Origin of the sequence: Longimicrobium sp. (assembly GCF_036388275.1) — a bacterium.
Lineage (GTDB): Bacteria > Gemmatimonadota > Gemmatimonadetes > Longimicrobiales > Longimicrobiaceae > Longimicrobium.
This window is the reverse complement of record NZ_DASVSF010000008.1, coordinates 224,333-242,172: the sequence shown is the minus strand read 5'-3', so window position 1 is coordinate 242,172 and position 17,840 is coordinate 224,333. Positions and strand designations below refer to the sequence as shown.

19 protein-coding genes are annotated in these 17,840 nt (G+C 67.8%); 12 read left to right on the top strand and 7 right to left on the bottom strand.

Going from position 1 to position 17,840, the window contains the following annotated elements:
* The first annotated feature begins 575 nt into the window (after positions 1 to 575).
* From VF632_RS03700 to VF632_RS03690, 3 genes are all read left to right on the top strand, one after another.
* Positions 576 to 923, top strand: a complete 348-nt coding sequence (locus tag VF632_RS03700; RefSeq protein ID WP_331021500.1) for an arsenosugar biosynthesis-associated peroxidase-like protein — start codon at positions 576 to 578, stop codon at positions 921 to 923.
* A gap of 112 nt (positions 924 to 1,035) precedes the next feature.
* On the top strand, positions 1,036 to 2,082 hold the full coding sequence (gene arsS / locus VF632_RS03695; protein ID WP_331021499.1) for an arsenosugar biosynthesis radical SAM (seleno)protein ArsS: 1,047 nt from the start codon (positions 1,036 to 1,038) through the stop codon (positions 2,080 to 2,082).
* Positions 2,083 to 2,161: 79 nt separating this feature from the next.
* A complete protein-coding gene (locus VF632_RS03690) occupies positions 2,162 to 2,479 on the top strand; it encodes a hypothetical protein (RefSeq protein WP_331021498.1) in 318 nt (105 codons plus the stop codon).
* A gap of 7 nt (positions 2,480 to 2,486) precedes the next feature.
* Here the strand turns inward: VF632_RS03690 and VF632_RS03685 are convergent, their stop codons facing one another.
* Complete coding sequence (locus tag VF632_RS03685) at positions 2,487 to 3,503, bottom strand: MBL fold metallo-hydrolase (protein ID WP_331021497.1); 1,017 nt, start codon at positions 3,501 to 3,503, stop codon at positions 2,487 to 2,489.
* A gap of 303 nt (positions 3,504 to 3,806) precedes the next feature.
* Here VF632_RS03685 and VF632_RS03680 point away from each other — a divergent pair, with 303 nt between their 5' ends.
* The 3 genes from VF632_RS03680 (at position 3,807) to VF632_RS03670 (ending at position 4,935) form a co-directional block, all read left to right on the top strand.
* Complete coding sequence (locus VF632_RS03680; RefSeq protein WP_331021496.1) at positions 3,807 to 4,109, top strand: hypothetical protein; 303 nt, start codon at positions 3,807 to 3,809, stop codon at positions 4,107 to 4,109.
* The gene (locus tag VF632_RS03675; protein ID WP_331021495.1) at positions 4,102 to 4,584 is read left to right on the top strand and encodes a DUF7689 domain-containing protein; all 483 of its coding nucleotides are present in this window, start codon (positions 4,102 to 4,104) and stop codon (positions 4,582 to 4,584) included. The genes VF632_RS03680 and VF632_RS03675 overlap by 8 nt, the downstream gene beginning before the upstream one ends.
* Before the next feature lie 75 nt (positions 4,585 to 4,659).
* The gene (locus VF632_RS03670) at positions 4,660 to 4,935 is read left to right on the top strand and encodes a hypothetical protein (protein WP_331021494.1); all 276 of its coding nucleotides are present in this window, start codon (positions 4,660 to 4,662) and stop codon (positions 4,933 to 4,935) included.
* 268 nt (positions 4,936 to 5,203) lie between these two features.
* Here VF632_RS03670 and VF632_RS03665 read toward each other — a convergent pair whose 3' ends face one another.
* The 3 genes from VF632_RS03665 to VF632_RS03655 form a co-directional block, all read right to left on the bottom strand.
* Positions 5,204 to 6,079, bottom strand: a complete 876-nt coding sequence (locus VF632_RS03665) for a TIGR03915 family putative DNA repair protein (RefSeq protein ID WP_331021493.1) — start codon at positions 6,077 to 6,079, stop codon at positions 5,204 to 5,206.
* Positions 6,080 to 6,131: 52 nt separating this feature from the next.
* Entirely contained in the window at positions 6,132 to 7,388 is a 1,257-nt protein-coding gene (locus VF632_RS03660) for a putative DNA modification/repair radical SAM protein (RefSeq protein ID WP_331021492.1), read from the bottom strand.
* A 229-nt stretch (positions 7,389 to 7,617) separates the two neighbouring features.
* A complete protein-coding gene (locus VF632_RS03655) occupies positions 7,618 to 10,338 on the bottom strand; it encodes a M14 metallopeptidase family protein (RefSeq protein WP_331021491.1) in 2,721 nt (906 codons plus the stop codon).
* Positions 10,339 to 10,565: 227 nt separating this feature from the next.
* Between VF632_RS03655 and VF632_RS03650 the strand changes: the two genes are divergently transcribed.
* Positions 10,566 to 10,970, top strand: a complete 405-nt coding sequence (locus VF632_RS03650) for an immunoglobulin-like domain-containing protein (RefSeq protein WP_331021490.1) — start codon at positions 10,566 to 10,568, stop codon at positions 10,968 to 10,970.
* A gap of 109 nt (positions 10,971 to 11,079) precedes the next feature.
* Positions 11,080 to 11,265 (top strand): hypothetical protein, encoded by a 186-nt coding sequence (locus VF632_RS03645; RefSeq protein ID WP_331021489.1) that lies wholly within the window; start codon positions 11,080 to 11,082, stop codon positions 11,263 to 11,265.
* A gap of 6 nt (positions 11,266 to 11,271) precedes the next feature.
* On the opposite strand, the gene VF632_RS03640 is transcribed toward VF632_RS03645, so the two are convergent.
* Complete coding sequence (locus tag VF632_RS03640) at positions 11,272 to 11,703, bottom strand: GNAT family N-acetyltransferase (RefSeq protein WP_331021488.1); 432 nt, start codon at positions 11,701 to 11,703, stop codon at positions 11,272 to 11,274.
* A 66-nt stretch (positions 11,704 to 11,769) separates the two neighbouring features.
* Between VF632_RS03640 and VF632_RS03635 the strand changes: the two genes are divergently transcribed.
* Entirely contained in the window at positions 11,770 to 12,036 is a 267-nt protein-coding gene (locus tag VF632_RS03635) for a hypothetical protein (protein ID WP_331021487.1), read from the top strand.
* A gap of 490 nt (positions 12,037 to 12,526) precedes the next feature.
* Positions 12,527 to 12,754: a hypothetical protein gene (locus VF632_RS03630; protein ID WP_331021486.1), complete on the top strand. Its 228-nt coding sequence runs from the start codon at positions 12,527 to 12,529 to the stop codon at positions 12,752 to 12,754.
* A gap of 231 nt (positions 12,755 to 12,985) precedes the next feature.
* Here the strand turns inward: VF632_RS03630 and VF632_RS03625 are convergent, their stop codons facing one another.
* A complete protein-coding gene (locus VF632_RS03625; RefSeq protein ID WP_331021485.1) occupies positions 12,986 to 14,092 on the bottom strand; it encodes an SPFH domain-containing protein in 1,107 nt (368 codons plus the stop codon).
* A 215-nt stretch (positions 14,093 to 14,307) separates the two neighbouring features.
* Complete coding sequence (locus VF632_RS03620) at positions 14,308 to 15,057, bottom strand: hypothetical protein (protein WP_331021484.1); 750 nt, start codon at positions 15,055 to 15,057, stop codon at positions 14,308 to 14,310.
* Between the two features lie 336 nt (positions 15,058 to 15,393).
* Between VF632_RS03620 and VF632_RS03615 the strand changes: the two genes are divergently transcribed.
* Positions 15,394 to 16,284 carry a DUF72 domain-containing protein gene (locus tag VF632_RS03615; RefSeq protein ID WP_331021483.1) on the top strand — a complete coding sequence of 297 codons (891 nt, stop codon included), beginning with the start codon at positions 15,394 to 15,396 and terminating at the stop codon, positions 16,282 to 16,284.
* Positions 16,285 to 16,489: 205 nt separating this feature from the next.
* Positions 16,490 to 17,803, top strand: coding sequence for an AAA family ATPase (locus VF632_RS03610; protein WP_331021482.1), 1,314 nt, complete (start codon positions 16,490 to 16,492; stop codon positions 17,801 to 17,803).
* Positions 17,804 to 17,840 lie beyond the last annotated feature (37 nt).

The window sequence follows — 17,840 nt, the reverse complement described above, 5'->3', positions numbered from 1 at the left end:
TCGCCGCGCGCACTGCGGGCGAGAGGACTTCACCAGCCGCCTCCAGCTGCTCTATGATGCTCATGGGCCACAATATGTAGTGCTCATGTGAACAAAGTCTACAGTTTTGTACAACCCACTGAACGGTTACGTCGCGGCAACAAGGGCCCGAAGTCCGCCTTCGCGGACTGCACGCGAAGCAGAGTGCGCCAGGCCAGCCGAAGCGCGAGCGAATTCTCCCCTCTCCCGCTTGCGGGAGAGGGGCCGGGGGAGAGGGCAGCCGGGGAAATGCGCCGGACCGGCCGAAGCGCACCCAAGCTCGCTACTCGAGCCCAGCCCGAACCCCGGATCAGGCAGACGCGCCGGGCTAGCTCCCTTCCCCCGCGCAGTTTGCGGGGGAAGGGCTGGGGATGGGGGGCGCTGCGGCATTCGCAGCACCCGATCGGATCAGGATCGAAGTTCCTCCCCCTCTCCGCACAGCAGCTCCGTGCGGGAGGGGGCGGGGGGAGCAGCCCGGGTGGCGCCAAATGGCGGCGTGCCGTTACTGTACAAGGTGCGCCCAAGCTACGGCGCGCGGCACCTCAACAAACCGATCGATGGAATCTGGAACCCACGCGCACTACTACAACGCGCACGACCTGCCCCGCTTCGGCGAGATGGGCAAGGATGCGCCGCACCTGGCCGAGAAGTTCTTCGCCTGGTACAACGCTGTCTTCGCCGAGGGGGCCCTCAGCGAGCGCGAGAAGTCGCTGATCGCCCTGGCCGTGGCGCACGCGGTGCAGTGCCCATACTGCATCGACGCGTACTCCTCGGACTGCCTTCAGAAGGGCGCCGACACCGAGCAGATGACCGAGGCCGTGCACGTAGCGGCAGCCATCCGCGGCGGCGCATCCCTGGTGCACGGCATCCAGATGCGCAACCGCGCCGACGAACTCGGCATGTAGAGGGAAAGTACCGGGTGCCGAGTACCGAGGGCCAAGGTCGTTTACCAGGCACTTGGCACTTGGCCCTCGGTACTTTCGCACCACCGCACTCATGCACTTACGCACTGCCCCTATGTCCCGCGTTCTCCCGACCCTGCAGAAGCGCCGCTCCGGCCTGGCGTCCACGCGCGAGCAGCGCTCGCTGCTGCACGCCGTGCCCGTGGCGCAGAGCTTCGAGTCGGCGCTCGCCGGGGCCGGGTTGCTTCCGCTGCGCCCCACGACGATCGACATCCTGCAGATCAACGTGGGACGCAAGTGCAACCAGACGTGCCGCCACTGCCACGTGGATGCCGGTCCGGACCGCACCGAGATGATGCCCGACGACGTCGTGGACCGGTGCATCCAGGTGATCGAATCCACCGGCATCCCCACGGTCGACATCACCGGGGGCGCGCCGGAGCTGCACAAGCGGTGGCGGGAGATCGTCGAGCGCGCGACGGCGGCGGGCAAGCACGTCATCGACCGGTGCAACCTCACCATCACGCTGCTCCCCAACTACGCGTACCTCCCGGAGTTCTTCGCCCAGCACCGGGTGCACGTGGTCGCCTCGCTGCCGCACTACCGGCCCAAGGGCACGGACTCGCAACGGGGGGACGGCGTTTTCGACGAGTCGATCCAGGCGCTACGGCGGCTGAACGAGCTGGGATACGGACGCGAGGGATCGGGGCTGGTGCTGGACCTGGTCACCAATCCCGTGGGAACGTTCCTCCCCGGCAACCAGGGCGCGCTCGAGGCGGACTGGAAGCGGCAGATGGAGCGGCTGTACGGCATCCGCTTCAACCAGCTGTACACCATCACCAACATGCCCATCAGCCGCTACCTGGAGTTCCTGGCGGAGAGCGGCCGGCTGAACGAGTACATGGAGCGGCTGGTGACGGCCTTCAACCCCGCCGCCGCCGCGGGAGTGATGTGCCGCAACACGCTTTCGGTGGGATGGGACGGCGTGCTGTACGACTGCGACTTCAACCAGATGCTGGGGCTGCCGGTAGACCCGCGCGGGCCGCGGACCATCTTCGACTTCGACCTGGACGCGCTGAGCCGGCGCGACATTGTGCTGGGGCCGCACTGCTTCGGATGCACCGCGGGCGCGGGCTCCAGCTGCGGGGGCGCCACGGCCTGACCGGCGCGTGGTACGGCGGATGCGAGACGGCGGCGCGGAACGTCAACCCGAAGCACGCAACCCGAATCCCGAGATGCCGATGTCCAGGCTACGCCACCTGCCCGCCTGCCTGCTAACCGCCCTCGCCCTGGCCGCCTGCGACGGCGCGGGCGAGCACAACGCGCCCGACGAGGCCAACCAGAGCGCCAACACCGCCGATTCGGCCGCCGAGGGCACCGCCGTCCCGGGTGTCCTTCCGCCCGCGGGCACCGTGAACCCGGCGGCGCCCTCCGGCCCCGGCACGTCGCCCACCGCGTCGGATTCCACCACGCAGGTGCCCAACGCGCTCGGCGAGCCGGTGCAGAGCGGCGCCACGGGCCCGGTGCCCACGCAGGGCGACACCGGCCGCACGCCCTGAGCCACGGTCAGAGGACGAGGGTGCCGCCGTGGGGCAGGACGTGCAGGTCCCCCGGCGGCAGCCCCGCGTCTTCCCACGCTTTCCGAGCGCGGAGGGGCGGCTCCAGCGGGTCCTCGTCCGTCAGGCGGAAGGTGCCCCAGTGCATGGGAACGAACGCGCCGCGCCCCCCCAGGTCGCGGTAGGCGCGCACCGCCTCTTCGGGGTTCATGTGCGCCGGCGCCATGAACCACCGTGGATCGTACGCGCCGATGGGCATCATCACGACGTCGAACGGGCCCAGCCGCCGGCCGATCTCGCCGTATCCGCGAAAATACCCGCTGTCTCCTCCAAAGTAGACGCCGCGCCCCGCCGCAGTCCGCAGCGCGAATGATCCCCACAGCCGGTCGTTGAACTCGCGCAGCCCGCGCCGCGTCCAGTGCTGGGCCGGCGCGCAGGTGATGGCCAGCGGCCCGCCGTCCGCGGGCAATTCCACCGTATCCCACCAGTCCACGTCGTGCACGTTGCGGGTGATGCCGCGCGCGGCGAGCCACGTCGCGTGCCCCAGCGGCGCGATCCACGTCAGCGCATCGCCGTACGTCGCGTGGAGCTCGCCGACGGTCGACTCGTCGAGGTGATCGTAGTGGTCGTGTGAAAGCAGGACGGCGTCGATGAGCGGCAGGTCGCCAAGGGCGAGGCCCGGTGGCGTGAAGCGCTTGGGGCCCATCCACGACAGCGGCGATGCCCGCTCGCTGAAGTGCGGATCGGTCAGCAGGTTCAGCCCGCCGAGCTGCAGAAGAAAGCTGGCGTGTCCGATCCAGGTGATGCGGATCTCGTCCGCCACTGCCCGCGGCCGCGCGATGTCTGGCGTGGCGCGCGGCAGGTCCGACGGGCTGGGATTCGGCGCCTGCTTGGACCACATCCGCTCCCACTGCCAGCGCAGCACGCCGCCCCCGGCCCGCGCATCCGCCACCTCCAGCGGCCAGGGAATCCGGAACCGCCCATCCGGCCCGTGGTGCGCAGGCCTCGCGCGAAAAATTTCAGTCATCGATTCTGATCGTTTGCCGCTCGGCGGACGGAGCGGACGCGCCGGATTCCCGTTCGAGTATTGGCAAAAATCCCACCCGTGGCGCAATCGCCCCGCTTGTTGGCCTTGAGAGTTGTGTCTAGCTTCGAAATCGTGTGCGACAGTCTCCCGTTGCTTGCGGCGTTACCCTTAGCGATCCAGAGATCCATGGTTGACTACGATCGCAGCTACCGGCACGACGTGGCACCCGCAGCCGCGGCAGCCTCAGCGGCACGTCAGCGTCCTCGGGTGTCCGGTCCACCTCAAACCACGGATAGTCGGCCCGTGTCAGAGGATCTGGTGCGGCGCTTCGAGGATCTTGCGGCGCGCTGGCGGGAGGACACCCAGTTCCACTCGTCACCTAAGATCCTCTTCGAGCATCCGGCATATCAGGAGATAATCGGCTTCGGGCCACCCGTATTGCCCCTGTTGTTCCAGGATCTGGAGGAAACCGGTTCGTTCTGGTTCTGGGCTCTGCATGCGATCACCAATGAGAATCCCGTCCCACACGCAGATCGGGGCGACATCCCTCGCGTGACGGAACACTGGCTGAATTGGGGGCGTGAGCGAGGATACCTCAATGGATGACTGGCTTCGCGCGAAGTATCCACGGCTCGGGAATGGTCACTTCCAAGTTACTAGCCCTGAGTCACGCAAATACAACTGCGTTGCTTGGGCCGCGGGACAGGATAGCCGGTGGTGGGCGCCGATCGAGTTTTCATGGTGGCCGGAAGCCGCCAAGATCGGCTGGTCGGTCAAGGCTCTCGAATCCGTTTTCCAACTGATGGGTTACGTCGTAGCGTCCGACGCGGAGTTGGTACCCGGCCTCGAGAAGGTGGCGATCTTTGCGGCGGACAACGAATGGACCCATGTCGCCCGCCAGCTGGAGTCCGGCTACTGGACCAGCAAACTAGGGCAGGGCGTCGATATCGAGCACGAATTGGATGGCTTATCGGGGAGCAGGTACGGCGACATTGTATTGATCATGAGCCGCCCGCGGTCGAGTGAGCCGTCCGAGCCTCCGTCGCTCAGGTATCTGATGGGCGACGCGGAGGCCGCTTGAAGTACCGCGGTTCTAGGGCGGATCAGAGGGGACGGGAAGTAGGGGTGAGCGACGCGGTTCACTGGGGAGCGTCATGTGAAAACGACAGCCAGCTACAAGGATGCCAAGAGCAGGGCTGCGGCTCTGGACGCGAACCTGCGTGCGGATGACCCCCGGCTCCGCCACGCCGTCCACCTGCAGCACCATGACGGGACGGTGCTGTTCTACAACTCCGCATTCCTCGTCAAGTGGCGGGGCTGGTTGATCGTGCTGACTGAGCACCACGGGCCACATGTCTATCACCCGGAAGACCTTCACGCGTTCGGGATGTACCGCGCGGTACGTCGGATCGAGGCCGTGCACGACGAGTAAAGCGCGGGTGAAGCCGGGCCTTGCGCGGGCTTCTCGGACTGGATGGTTTTCGTGTTGGGAAGGTTGTGTGGCGCGCCCCTCGGTCGCTGCGGAGTTCAGCGGACCGGCAGGGTTCCCGTGGCCGCTCCTCGGGATGACAGGCGCGCTACGACAGATGCGCTGAGCGTGCAGGTGAAGCCCCGAACGGGAGGCGCTAGCGGCCTGTGCCGGGGCTTTCCGCTGTTCCAGCCGCGGGTTCACCCCCGGGACGTGCGCGTAGGCAGGATGGTTATGAATCGTCCGCGGGGGGCTGGACCTCGGGACCCGATACCACTTGTACGGCGGGGGTTTGGCGGCGTGGAGGGCGCTTGAGTTCTTCGGAGCGCTGCTCGATCATGCGGCGGACGCGGGCGGGGGCGTCGTGCAGGAGGGGCGCGATCAGGGGGGCTTCGGGAAGGTTCTTCCAGTAGCGCAGCGGCATTTCGGCGCGCATGGCGCCGGGGCGCAGGCGGCCGGGGTTGAAGGTGCTGGCGTAGTACGTTTTCCAGAGCGCTTCGAGTTCATCTTCGCCGGGGGCGGCGGAGCGGGGAACGCCCGGGGAGAACGACAGCGACTCGCCGTTCCAGTGCGTGCAGACGCCGGGCGTAAGGATGGACCACGCCATCGACGCGAACCGCTCCGCGAAGAACGGCGCCGCGTGCTCCACCACGTCGTGCTCGGGCTCGAACCACGCCACGTAGCGCGTTTCCCCCGCGTGCTCCACCGCGCGGAAGCGGACGAACGCCTTCATCTTGTGCTCCGCCCGCCGCACCGCCTTTTCCATCCGCAGCAGCCGGTGCACGTCAGGGTCGGGCGCCACCTCCATCAACCCGCGCTCCCCATGCGTCAGCCGCCACAACACGCGGTACATCAGTCCCCACCGCTCCGCGTCGCGATGGCACGCCACCCACTGCGCCGCCTCCACGAACCGCCGCGGCACGCGCATCCCGTCCGCCGCGGCCGAACGTGCCGCCACGTCAGGCAGATCATCCGCCAACCCGAGCAGCGGCTGCTGGTCATCCCCCGCCTGCCAGACGACGGAACGCGGCTCCACGCCCTCCACCAGCAGCGCGCGAGCCGCCACCCGCCACCGCTCGAACGTCGGCGCGAACACGACGGTCCTCATCTCGCGGCCTTCACTTCCGCACGAACGCACTCACGCACCAACGCACTGCCCCTCACAGCTCCCCGTGCGTGGCCGCCACGGCCGACTCGAACAGGTCCACCTGTGCGGCCTTGGGAGCGATGCGGTCGCGCAGGTCCAGCGAGTCCGGGCCGAGCAGCGTCGGGCGGTGGTCGGCGGTGATGATGAAAGGAAGCGAGCGGCGCAGCGGAATGCCCAGCCGGCGCAGGTCGTCGATGCGGATGCTCATCCACCGCCGCGAGGCCAGGATGCGCTTGACGTTTCGGGCGCCCAGGCCGGGGATGCGCAGCAGGTCTTCCCTGGGGGCGCGGTTCACGTCCACGGGAAAGCGCTCGCGGTTGCGGAGGGCCCACGAGACCTTGGGATCCATCGAAAGATCCAGGTTGGGTGCCTCGCGCGTGGTCAGCTCGTCGGCGCCGAAGCCGTAGAACCGCATCAGCCAATCGGCCTGGTAAAGCCGGTGCTCGCGGATGAGCGGCGTGGGGACGACGGGCAGCGCGGACGCGGCGTCGGGGATGGGCGAAAACCCCGAGTAGTACACGCGCCGCAGCTTGGGCCCTTCGTACAGCGCCGATGCGGTGGACAGGATGGCGGCGTCGGTCGCGTCCGTGGCGCCCACGATCATCTGCGTGCTCTGCCCGGCGGGGGCGAACACGGGAAGCGAGCGCCGGGGCCCCGCGTCACCCTTCGCCTGGTCGATGCGGTCGCGCAGGTGCGACATGGCCCCGGTGATCTGCACCAGCTTCTTTTCGGGGGCCAGCCGGTCGAGGTTCTCCTGCGTGGGCAGCTCGACGTTGATGCTCAGGCGGTCGGCCCAGCGCCCGGCTTCGTCCAGCAGTTCGGGCGAGGCGTCGGGGATGGTCTTCAGGTGGATGTAGCCGGCGAATCCGTGCTCGCGCCGCAGCGTTTTCGCGACGAGCACCAGCTGCTCCATCGTGTAGTCCGGGGTGCGGATGATCCCGGAGCTCAGGAACAGCCCCTCGATGTAGTTGCGGCGGTAGAAGTCCAGCGTGAGGTCTACCACTTCCTGCACCGTGAAGCGCGCGCGGCGGACGCTGCTGCTGCTGCGGTTGATGCAGTACTGGCAGTCGTAGATGCAGACGTTGGTGAGCAGGATCTTCAGCAGCGACACGCACCGGCCGTCCGGCGTGTAGCTGTGGCAGATGCCGGTGCCCTCGGTGGAGCCCAGCCCCTTCGTCCCGCCCTTGCGTCCCTTGGCGCCGCTGCTGGAGCACGACGCATCGTACTTCGCGGCGTCGGCGAGAATAGCGAGCTTGTCGGCGACTTCCATGCACCCCGTCCCTGCGTTTCCCCGAATCCGAACAGACACCGAATAACGTAGCGCTGCGCGCCGGCCGATGTCAAATGTTTATACAGCGTTGCCGCGGGATCGTGCCGCGCGAAAAACCAGAAACTGCATCTCACGCAGAGGACGCAGAGAAGACAGAGAGGACGCAGAGGGCATGCAAGCGCCTCTGCGTCCTCTCCGTTCCCCTCTGCGCCCTCTGCGTGATGCTCTTTTACCGCGCCGGCGGCTGCGCAGGCGCCATCAGGCCGTTGAACAGGAACCGGAACGTGCCGTGCGGCTGCGCGCGGAACGCGATCTCCGGCCCGAACAGGTACAGCATCCCCCGGCCGACGGGCGCCGAAACGATGGCCGCGCCGCCCTGCAGGTGCTGCTGCCCCCACGCCCATCCGCTCCGCAGCGGCGTCGCCGTGTCGAACCAGGCGATCCGGCGGATCCCCGCGGCTTCCGCGCCGGGGCCGAGGCGGAACACGGGCGAGTCGTCGAACATCACGTCCGCCTGCTCGCGCATCCCCGCGGCGATCGGCGCGCTCGCGTCCACCTTCACGCGCAGGATGCTGCCGGGGATGTAGTACTTCTCACGCGGCAGGTGGCGCGGCTGTCCGTCAGCCCCGGCCTCGGTCAGGTAGTCGGTGATGGGCAGCCCCAGGTGCTGCGCCAGCACCGTGGAGCTTCCGACGGTGAGCACCGTGCCCCCGTTCTGCATGAAGGCGCGCAACTGCGGCACCGTCCGCTCGATCGTCACATTCCCCAACTGCCCGCGGAACTCCGCCGGCACCGCGTCGGGGCTGGGCATCCCCGCCATGCTGCCGCCGCGCGGCTCCCGCTCGGGGATGGCGCCGTCCACGAACACCAGCACGTCGTACTTCGCGTTCAGGTTGCCAGCGTCCAGCTCCGGCGGGAACACCACCTGGTGGGGGAACTGGAACTGCTCCAGGATCCACCGCGTCCAGCCGCTGGGCATCAGCCCGCCGTAGCGGTCTACCAGGCCGATGCGCGCGGGCTTCAGCAGCGTGCCCTCCGGCGCGCGTCCCGACGCCTCCACCCGGATTCCCAATGAGTCCGCCAGCCGCTGCAGCAGCGCGTGCGACTCGCGAGCCGGGACCGAGAAGCTGCCGGTGGAAGTGCGCCGCACGGGAATGCCGGCGGCCATCAGGCGATTGACGGCGGTGAACGCATCGTTCTGCGCCGGCGACAGCACGTAGGCGGCGGGCATGCCCCGCGGCGCCTCCAGACGCCCGCGCGGCGCGGGCAGGTTCCATTCGTCGATCTGCACGAACGGGCCGGACACGCTTTCCAGCATGCGGTCGAACTCCACGCCCATCTGGTACGCCAGCGTCCATCCCGCGTTGTCGTACGGGGGAATGGGCGGGCCGCCCTCGTACAGGAAGTCGTTGGGGTGGTCCTGCGGCTCGAACATGTCCAGCACGTGCGGGCGGAACGGCTGCGCCGTCTGCACCACGAACGAGCCCGCGGGATACGTCCGTCCGCCCGCGGAGAACTGCGCCGTGGCCCGGTGCACCTGCACCCCGGTCTCCAGCAGCGCGTTGACGAACTTGGTGGCCGTGGCGAAGTCTGCCTGGCTGCTGGGGATGACGTACGCCCGCGGATCGCGCCACTCCGGGCGGCGCAGCAGGCCCAAGTAGCGCGCGGACTCCTGCGCGTTCGGCGCGCCTTGGAACAGCCCCCCGGCCGACATCACCCCCGTTCCGTCGTTGCGCTGCCCCTGTCGCTCCGACGCGATCACCGCGCGCACCGAATCCACCCGGCGCGGATACGTGGTCCAGCTGTCGGTGCTGCCGCGCTCGATGGAGTTGCGGCCCATCCGCCAGAAGTTCATCAGGAGCGTGGGCCGGTAGCGGCTGGCGTAATCGAGCACCGCGTAGTTGGCCGTCACCGAGTAGTCGATGGACTGGCGGAAGTGCCACCGCTGCGGCGCGATGGGCGACACCAAGTCGGTGCTGGGAAGCTGCCGGCTGGGCACGAACGGAATGTCCATGGGCGTGGGATTGCCGATGGTTTCCGTCAGCAGCCCGATCATGTTGTGAAAGTACGTCGTCGTGCGCAGGCCGCCGTTCCACCAGGTGCTGTAGTTGGCGCCGCGGCGCGTGGTGACGCCCGGCTTCCGCTCCGCGATGAAGCGGTTGTGCATGGCGCTGCCCACCATGTCGATGCCGGTGGCGATCAGCGGGTCGTACACGTAGTTGAACGGGTCACGGAAGGGCGGCGCGAACATCACCGTGCCGGTGGGGCCCGTCTGGTGGTGGTTGTAGACGATCTGCGGGAACCACTCGCGGTACATCACCCGGTTCATGTTCTCCGTCTCGGGCTGCGTCGAGGCGTAGAAGTCCCGGTTGTTGTCGTGGCCGATGTACTTCTGGTACAGCCGCGGAATGTTGCCCGTGGAGCGCGCCTCGCGGTTGGGATTGCGCATGTACCAGTCGCTGACCAGGTCCATGCCGTCCGGGTTGGCGTGCACGAACAGGATGATCACGTCGTCCAGAATGCGCCGCGTCTCGGCGTCGTCGCGGCTGACGAACTGCCACAGCGTTTCCATCAGCTGCTGCGCGCCCAGCACCTCGTTGGCGTGCAGCCCGCCGTCGATCCACACCACCGCCTTGCCTTCCGCCGCCAGCCGCGCGGCCGTGGCGCTGTCCGCCCGGCCCATGGCCAGGGTGCGGCTGATTTCGCGGTAGCGCTCGAGGGTGCGGTGGTTCTGGGGGCTGGTGACGATGGCCATCAGCTGGGTGCGCCCCTCGGCCGTGCGGCCGATGTCCACCATGGTCATCCGGTCGCTCTCGGCGTCCAGCTTGCGCCAGTACGCCGTCAGCGCCTGGTAGTTGGGCAGCACGTAGTCGGCGCCGATGGCGTGGCCGAAGTGCTGCTCGGGGCTGGTCAGCCGCTGCTGCGCCTCCGCGCGCGCCGATGCCAGCACTCCGGCGCTTAGCGCCAGCGCACAGGCAGCGCGGCGTGTTCTGAACGAAATCAAAGCGGTGCGCCTCCGTCCGTCGGTTGCGGATTCCGTATACACGTGTGGGAACTCCTACAATCGAACGCGCGCCGGGGGGTGTCAAGCCGGGTGTCACACCGGGCGGGCCGCGCGCGTTGTTCCGGCAGATTCGAAGACAGGTGATTCAATCCAAGCCTCCGAAGGACGTCACGATGAAAAAGATGCTGGCCCTGCTGCTCGTGCTGGTGTGCGGGGGATGCGCCAACGGACTGCTTCCCCAGGAGGACGCCGATGCCACGCTGCGCACCGACCGTTCGAAGTACGCCGCGGGAGAGGCGGCGACGCTGGAACTGGCGAACACCTCAGACGGCAGCGTGGGATACAACCTCTGCTTCAGCCAGCTGGAGCGCTTTTCGAGCACGGGGTGGACGCCGGCGGAAGGCACGGGGACCACGTGCCTGGGCATTTTGCTCTCGCTGAAGCCCGGTGAACGCGCCACGGGCCAGCTGCCGCTCCCCGCGGACCTTCGCGCGGGCACGTACCGGGTCAGCACGCGCATCGAGGAGTCGGATGGGGATGCCGAGCGGGTGTCGACGGAGCCCTTCACCGTCCGCTGACGACGCCCTTGCGCCCCGGACGGGCCGCGCCATATTGATCTGCGTCCGCCGTCTGTTCCCGGCGGCGGACGCAGTTCCCCTCTTCTTGATCCCCCCGCTGGAGCCGTCCATGCCCGCAATCCTCGGTATTGCGTCCGTTCTCCTGGGCCTCGCCCTGATCCTTGCCGACGAGCACGTCAGCCGCGCCGTGTGGCGCCGCGCCGAAGAGCCCGAGGCGGGCTCCACCAGCGTCCGCATGCTCGGGCTGATCCTGTTTGTGGCGGGTGGCGTGGCGTTGATCACCTGGCAGCCCTGATCGCCGTCAGTCCATCCGCCTGACGTAGCGCCACCCGGTCCGCTCGAAGCCCATCCGCTCGTAGAACCGGTGCGCCTCGTCGCGGTGCAGCGATGTCGTCAGGTGCACGGCGTACGCCCCGCGCTCGTCGGCCCACTCTTCCGCTTCGTCCACCAGCCGCGCCCCCACGCCCCGGCCGCGCATCACCTCGCTGACTACCAGCGCCAGGATGCGCACGACCGGCCGGTCGTGCTCGTACGCCCATCCCCGCTGCAGGCCGATCATCCCTACCACCTCGCCGTCCACCTCCGCGACGAGGGTGGCGTACTCGTGATTGCCGTGGATGCGCGCCAGCCGTGCGCGCAGCTGCTCGGGCGACGCGGGATAGCCGAGGTCAGCCATCAGGGCAGCCAAGGCGGGGAGGTCGGCGTCGGCGGGGGGGCGGATGCGGATGTCCATATGGCGGGCGGTACGCGGTTTGCTCGGATGTGCGCCCCTCACAACGACTCCTTCAGGAGGAGCGATATGGGCAAGCAGATGGAAGGCAACGAGGAGCAGAAGCGGCAGGCGGCGCGCGACGCCAAGGCCGAGGGCAAGAAGCCCAGCGAGGTCGGGGCGACCACGGGTGCCAGCCACCAGCGCAACGAGGCGCAGAACGGCATGTCGCACCAGCAGCGCATCGACCTGAAGCGCGAGGGCAAGCAGGACGACCTCTCGCAGGAGACGCCCGAGGCGCGCCCCGGAAGCCGCGACGCGCACACGGTGGATCACGAGAAGTATCCGCGCCTCTGACCGCGGCGCGCAAGAACGAACCGGGCCGAGAGCGCGATGCTCCCGGCCCGGATTCGTTCGTCGGAGAACGCGAGACGCGCTTCGTCAGGCTGTGGCGCATCCCGCGGGAGCCCCCCATCCCCAGCCCTTCCCCCGCAAACTGCGCGGGGGAAGGGAGCCAGCGTCGTGCGGTCCACACTTCTGGCGTGCACCACAACCTGTCATCCTGAGCCCCAAGCGCACCGCACTCGCCCGTAGACCGTGCTTCACGGGGCGAAGGATCTAACCTGAGGCGCCTCCAACCATGGGCGCGGTAGCGACACGGAACCCTGGGCCTCGGCCGCCAGTGCCCGTAAATCCGCTGTCACCGTGGTGAAACCCTCAGACACAGGAATGCGTTCATCCCTGTGCGACATCGTGCTGGCCGGCTTCCGCGTACACCCTCCGTTCCTGTGTGTGCCAGGATCGAATGATGATAGTGTTCACGATCGCTGGATTCGCCCTTCTCGCGATGGCTGTGCTTCGCGGCCTGCAGGCGTGGGTGGCCGATCAGCGGATGCAGCGGTTCCGGGTACCCGGTGAATCCTTCGGCTCATATTTGTTCGTGCCCCTCCGGTGGCAGAAGCACCTGTACTCGCCCGACGGCGAGCGGTTCGTCACCGAGGCATGGCGCCGTACGGGCGCAATGTACGGGTACGGCCTCGTGGGGATGCTGCTGTTCGCGATCGGGAACGCCTGATGCCTGAGTGCGGTGTGCAGCCAGTCCCAGCCTCCCGCGGTTTGGGAGGCTTTCCGCTGTAGTTGCGGCGGGTTCACCGCTCACCTGAGCCTGATGTACCCATCGACACGCCAGGGGCGCCCCCATCCATGGAGGGCACCCCTGGTGTTGCATCTCCACTCCCACGCCTGTCGTCGGGGCGGGTGCCCAACGCTCGGCGAGGCCGGTTGATGGCCCCGCCGGATCAGGATTTTACGCCGTGGGCAGCGGCGGCGGCCCGGCCCCGAAGAGCGGGCGGAGCGCCTCTACCTGGCTGGCCGGCGTCCAGGCCGCCATCCCCTGCTGCCACACCAGCGTGTCCGGAGTCAGCTGCCCGCCCGCCACGTGGCCGCGCAGCGCATCCATCCCGAACGGCCCCGCCTGCGTGCCACCCAGCGCAACGTAGAACTGCGCTGCGCCGGGCAGTGGCGGAGGCCCGCCCGCGGTCGCCGCGCCCGCCGGGTTCTGATTGAACGCGTTGGCCATCTGCTGCGCCATCCCGAAGCCCAGCCCCAGCCCCATCCCCTCGCCGGCCCCGCCGCCGGGGTTCTTGGCGGCCTGCTCCATGGCGTTGGCCGCCTGGAACTGCGAGTACGCGCCCAGGTTGCCGATCACGCCCATGCTGGTGCGCTTGTCGAGCGCCTTTTCCACCTCTTCCGGCAGGGAGATGTTCTCCACCAGGAAGGTGGTCACCTCCAGGCCGTACTCGCCCACTTCGGGCCCGATGACCGTCTTTACCGCCTGCCCGAGCTCCGAGAAGTTGGCGGCCAGGTCCAGCGCGGGGATCTTGCCCTCGCCCAGCGCCTCGGTAAAGCGCGACACCATGAAGTTGCGCACCTGGTCGGAAATTCCGTCCGTGGTGAACACGCCGTTGGTGCCCACGATCTGCGCGATGAACTTGGCCGGCTCGCTCACCCGCACCGCGTACGTGCCGAACGCCCGCAGCCGCACCGGCCCGAACTCGGGGTCGCGCAGCATGATGGGGTTCTTGGTGCCCCACTTGAGGTCGGTGAACACCTTTGTGGCGACGAAGTACACCTCGGCCTTGAACGGCGAGTTGAAGCCGTACTTCCATCCGCGCAGGGTGGAAAGCACCGGCAGGTTCTCCGTCGTCAGCTCGTAGCGCCCGGGGGGGAAGACGTCCGCGATCTCGCCCTGGTCCACGAACACCGCGGCCTGTCCAGGCCGCACGATCAGCTGCGCGCCGTTCTTGATCTCGTTGTCGTGCCGCTGAAACCGGTACACCATCGTGTCGCCGGTCTGGTCCAGCCACTCGACGATGTCGATCAGCTCGGTCTTGATGAAGTCGAAGAGGGCCATGGGCGTGCTCCGAAAGGGGCAAGTGTGGTGGATGGGGCCGGACGCAAGTTCACGCGCGGGCGGCCCCTGCGCAACCCGCGTGAATGCGGCACTACGCACGGAGGCGGCAACTTGTTTCGGCGGATGGGGTTCGCCGCCCCGATGCGGATCGGCAGATGATGTTCGAAGGGCCGCCCTCGCGGGGGCGGCCCTCCTCGCATCTTCGAACGGCGGGTTTACCTCCGGATCACGCGGATCGCGCGCGGCAGCGCAGCGACCACCGTGGTGATCCTTCGCGCCCGCGCCATGTTCGTGACGCGCGCAGCCTCGTCCAGCTTCTGCGCGAGTTCGTTGTAGCGGAGGAGATCGTCCTCGCGCTGGTAGGCCAACGAGTGTCCCTCGCCGGGGCGCACCCACGGGTCCGTGTTCACGAGGTGGCGGTGCACCTCCAGAAACGCCTCCGCCACTTTCGCCTCCGCCTCCGGCACGCCGCGGTGGTCGCGCGGAAAAATCGCGGCGATCTCCGCGGCGGGCATTCCCGACTCTTTCGCGAACGCGGCGGTGCGCTCGTCGATCCAGGCGGCGGACGCCTGCCGGATCTCCGAGGCCGCCGCCACGCGTCCTTCGAACCACTTTGCCAGGGCGGGGTGGGAGCGTGCGTTTCCCTGGTACTGCACGGAGGGCCACGGAGCGGGCGGGTTGTGGCCGCTGGCGCCGTGCCGCGCCCTGATCTCCCGCTCCCATACCGCCCGGGCCACCTCCATCCGCCGGATCACCCACATCCGCTTGGCCAGGGGGGAGGTGGGCATGGGACCGCTGTCCGGGGCCGGGGTGGTGGGCAGGGTGTCCTGCACCCATGCGAGGGCGGTGAGCACCTGCTCGTGTTCCCGCTCCACCTCCGCCTCTGCCAGGGCATGCTGGTCTATCGCGGCGGACACGCGGTAGAAGAAGATCCCACATACCGTAAGCACGGCCAGAAGGAGCACCCATCCGGCTGCGGTCCGCCACGAGGAGCCCTCCGGCTCCTGCGGCGGGCGGGGCGGTGGGGGGCGGTACGCGATCGGACCGGGCGCCAGCGTGGCCCCGCACTTCGGGCATTCACGGGAATGGGCGGGCATGGGAGTGCCGCATTGGCGGCAGGCATTCAGGGCCATCGTGGGGGCGGGCGAATGTGAGGAAGGGGAGAAACCGCGAGGATCCGATCCAGGACTTAATGAACGTAAACAACTGAAGCCGAAGCGAAAGTCCCAGCGCCAACGCGGGGCAGGTCTGAACCTTGCCCCATTTGCCGCCACAGGTGCGATAGCGAACCGGGAGCGGCGATGATACGGTACGGGCCGGCGGGGTTTCAGTACAAGGACTGGGAGGGCGTCGTCTACCCCGCGCCCAAGCCCAAGGGGTTCGATCCCCTTCGCTACCTGGCCGGGTACTTCGACACGGTAGAGATCAACTCGTCGTTCTACGGCCCGCCCCGCGCGACGACGGTGCAGAGCTGGGTGCGGCGCGTGGAGGAGTTCCCCGACTTCCGCTTCACCCTCAAGCTTCACCAGCGCTTCACTCACCAGCGCACCGCGGCGTGGACGGCCACGGAGGTGGACGAGGTGCGCGCGGGGTTCGATCCCATGATGGAAAGCGGGCGCCTGGGCGCGGTGCTCCTGCAATTTCCCTGGTCGTTCCGGCGCACGGACGAGAACCGCGAGTGGCTGAACGACGTGACGACGACGTTCGCCGGCTACCCCCTCGTCCTGGAGGTTCGCCACGCCACCTGGAACACGCCCGAGTTCTTCCGCGGCCTGATGGAGCGGGGAATCGGGTTCGTGAACATCGACCAGCCGCTCTTTCACGACAGCATCAAGCCCACCGCGCACGTGACGTCGCCGGTAGGATACGTGCGGGTGCACGGCCGCAACTACAAGGACTGGTTCCGGGAAAAGGCGGGGCGCGACGAGCGCTACGACTACCTGTACACGGCGGAGGAACTGCAGCCCTGGGCCACGCGCACCGCCGAGATCGCCGCGGAGGCGCCGACGGAAGACGTGTTCGTGGTAACCAACAACCACTTCCGCGGCAAGGCGGTCGCCAACGCGCTGATGCTGCAGTCGATGGTGGAGCAGAAGAAGGTGCCCGCTCCGCCGTCGCTCTTGGACGAGTACAGGGAAGTCATGGAGCCATACACCGACCCCGTGGACCTTTCAGCTGCGACGGCTGGATAGGGCCCTTTCCCGGGGACAGGAATTACTTCGAATTACTCCGGTCGGAACCCCGGATAAATTCCGTTGCACCCAGTGTTATCGAGCGCCCGATGAATTACTTCGAATTTGTCCGGCGCCAACCCCGAATTAATTCGATGCTGGCCCAAGCACGCGGGGACGAGTAGACTCTGTACACTTTCGAGTTCCTCGCTCCCGATCTGGCGCCATGGCTGTCACCAACATCTGGAACATCCTGAACCTGCGAGAAAGCCCGTTCTTTCAGGATCCACTGGACCCGAGCACGGGTGGCCACTATCCGGTGAGTCTGTTCGTCGGACGGAAGCGCGAGGCAGACCACATCCTGCGCGGCCTTGGCGGTGCCCCTCACAGCCGCCATGCCGTCCAGGGGCCGCCGGGAGTCGGAAAGACAACGCTCGTGCAGTACGTGAAAGCGGCCGCGGCTGAGAGCGGCTGGCTGGCGGAATCCGAGGCGATCCCGGTTACCAGCGCAGCGACCGCCGAGGATCTGCTATTGAAGGTCCTGGGGTCGGTGCACGATGCGCTCGGCGCACGCGACAAGACCCTCCTGAACCTCGACGCCATGCAGGACGTCAGGCAGCTGCTGGACGTCGAGCGTGCGCGGTCGTACAGCGTTACCGTCTCGCTTCCCGGCGTCGGTGGAGTGGGCAGCGGCGCAGGGCCCCATCGATTTACCGGCCCGGGTGCACTGGCCGTTCAGCCCGCCCGGCTGCTTCGCGATCTCAGCGCGATTGCCCACGACCACCTGCAGGCACCGGGGATACTCATTCATCTCGACAACCTGGAGAACGTCGCAGAGCCGGATCAGGCCCGCGCCGCCCAGATCATCCGGGATCTTCGGGACTCCGCCCTGATGCATGCCGGGTTTCACTACATCTTGGTCGGGACGGATGATGCCATTCGCACCATCATCTCCAGCCAGGAGCAATTGCGCAGCGTGTTCAGCAATCCTGGCTCGTTGCAGCCGCTCGGCGAAGATGAGCTGTATGAATTGCTGGAGCGACGGTATGAGTACCTGGCGGTTTCGGACGAGCGGCCGCATGGAATAGCCGTGACGCGCGAAGCGGTTGGCCGGCTGTACAGGCTGTTCCAGGGAAACCTGCGCGGTACCCTGCATGCCCTGGACGAAGCGGCGAAGGTACTCGTGGGGCGGGGAGAGGATCCTACTGCGCCGATGGACTTCGAGCGGATGGTTCCCGTCCTGCGCACCATCTACCAGGCCAAGCTTCAATCGGACCTGACGCAGACTCAGGCCGACCACCTTCGGCGTATCGCCTCACAGGGTGTGGATGCTTCGCTGACGCAGGCAGAAGCGGGCAGGATGCTCAGCCTCAATGCAACGAGCACCTCTTCGCTCTTCTCGGATCTGCAGCGGAAGGGATACCTGGTAGAAACCTCGACCCTGCCGACGGGACGCCGTGGCCGTCCGCGCCAGCAGTACGTGTTGACCGGCCCGTCCCGCCTGGCATTGGATGCTGCCGCCACTGAAACGGCCCTCTGATGGCGGCCGATCCTGCAGACTGGAAGAAGGCGTGATG

Bases quoted from the DNA above. Each gene is read 5' to 3' on its own strand.
- VF632_RS03660 (WP_331021492.1), bottom strand. From the start codon at position 7,388: ATGGAAGTCGCCGACAAGCTCGCTATTCTCGCCGACGCCGCGAAGTAC.
- VF632_RS03685 (WP_331021497.1), bottom strand. From the start codon at position 3,503: ATGACTGAAATTTTTCGCGCGAGGCCTGCGCACCACGGGCCGGATGGG.
- VF632_RS03615 (WP_331021483.1), top strand. From the start codon at position 15,394: ATGATACGGTACGGGCCGGCGGGGTTTCAGTACAAGGACTGGGAGGGC.
- VF632_RS03665 (WP_331021493.1), bottom strand. From the start codon at position 6,079: ATGAGGACCGTCGTGTTCGCGCCGACGTTCGAGCGGTGGCGGGTGGCG.
- VF632_RS03630 (WP_331021486.1), top strand. From the start codon at position 12,527: ATGGCTGTGCTTCGCGGCCTGCAGGCGTGGGTGGCCGATCAGCGGATG.
- VF632_RS03645 (WP_331021489.1), top strand. From the start codon at position 11,080: ATGCCCGCAATCCTCGGTATTGCGTCCGTTCTCCTGGGCCTCGCCCTG.
- VF632_RS03625 (WP_331021485.1), bottom strand. From the start codon at position 14,092: ATGGCCCTCTTCGACTTCATCAAGACCGAGCTGATCGACATCGTCGAG.
- VF632_RS03690 (WP_331021498.1), top strand. From the start codon at position 2,162: ATGTCCAGGCTACGCCACCTGCCCGCCTGCCTGCTAACCGCCCTCGCC.
- VF632_RS03675 (WP_331021495.1), top strand. From the start codon at position 4,102: ATGGATGACTGGCTTCGCGCGAAGTATCCACGGCTCGGGAATGGTCAC.
- VF632_RS03640 (WP_331021488.1), bottom strand. From the start codon at position 11,703: ATGGACATCCGCATCCGCCCCCCCGCCGACGCCGACCTCCCCGCCTTG.
- VF632_RS03610 (WP_331021482.1), top strand. From the start codon at position 16,490: ATGGCTGTCACCAACATCTGGAACATCCTGAACCTGCGAGAAAGCCCG.
- VF632_RS03650 (WP_331021490.1), top strand. From the start codon at position 10,566: ATGAAAAAGATGCTGGCCCTGCTGCTCGTGCTGGTGTGCGGGGGATGC.
- VF632_RS03700 (WP_331021500.1), top strand. From the start codon at position 576: ATGGAATCTGGAACCCACGCGCACTACTACAACGCGCACGACCTGCCC.
- arsS (WP_331021499.1), top strand. From the start codon at position 1,036: ATGTCCCGCGTTCTCCCGACCCTGCAGAAGCGCCGCTCCGGCCTGGCG.
- VF632_RS03635 (WP_331021487.1), top strand. From the start codon at position 11,770: ATGGGCAAGCAGATGGAAGGCAACGAGGAGCAGAAGCGGCAGGCGGCG.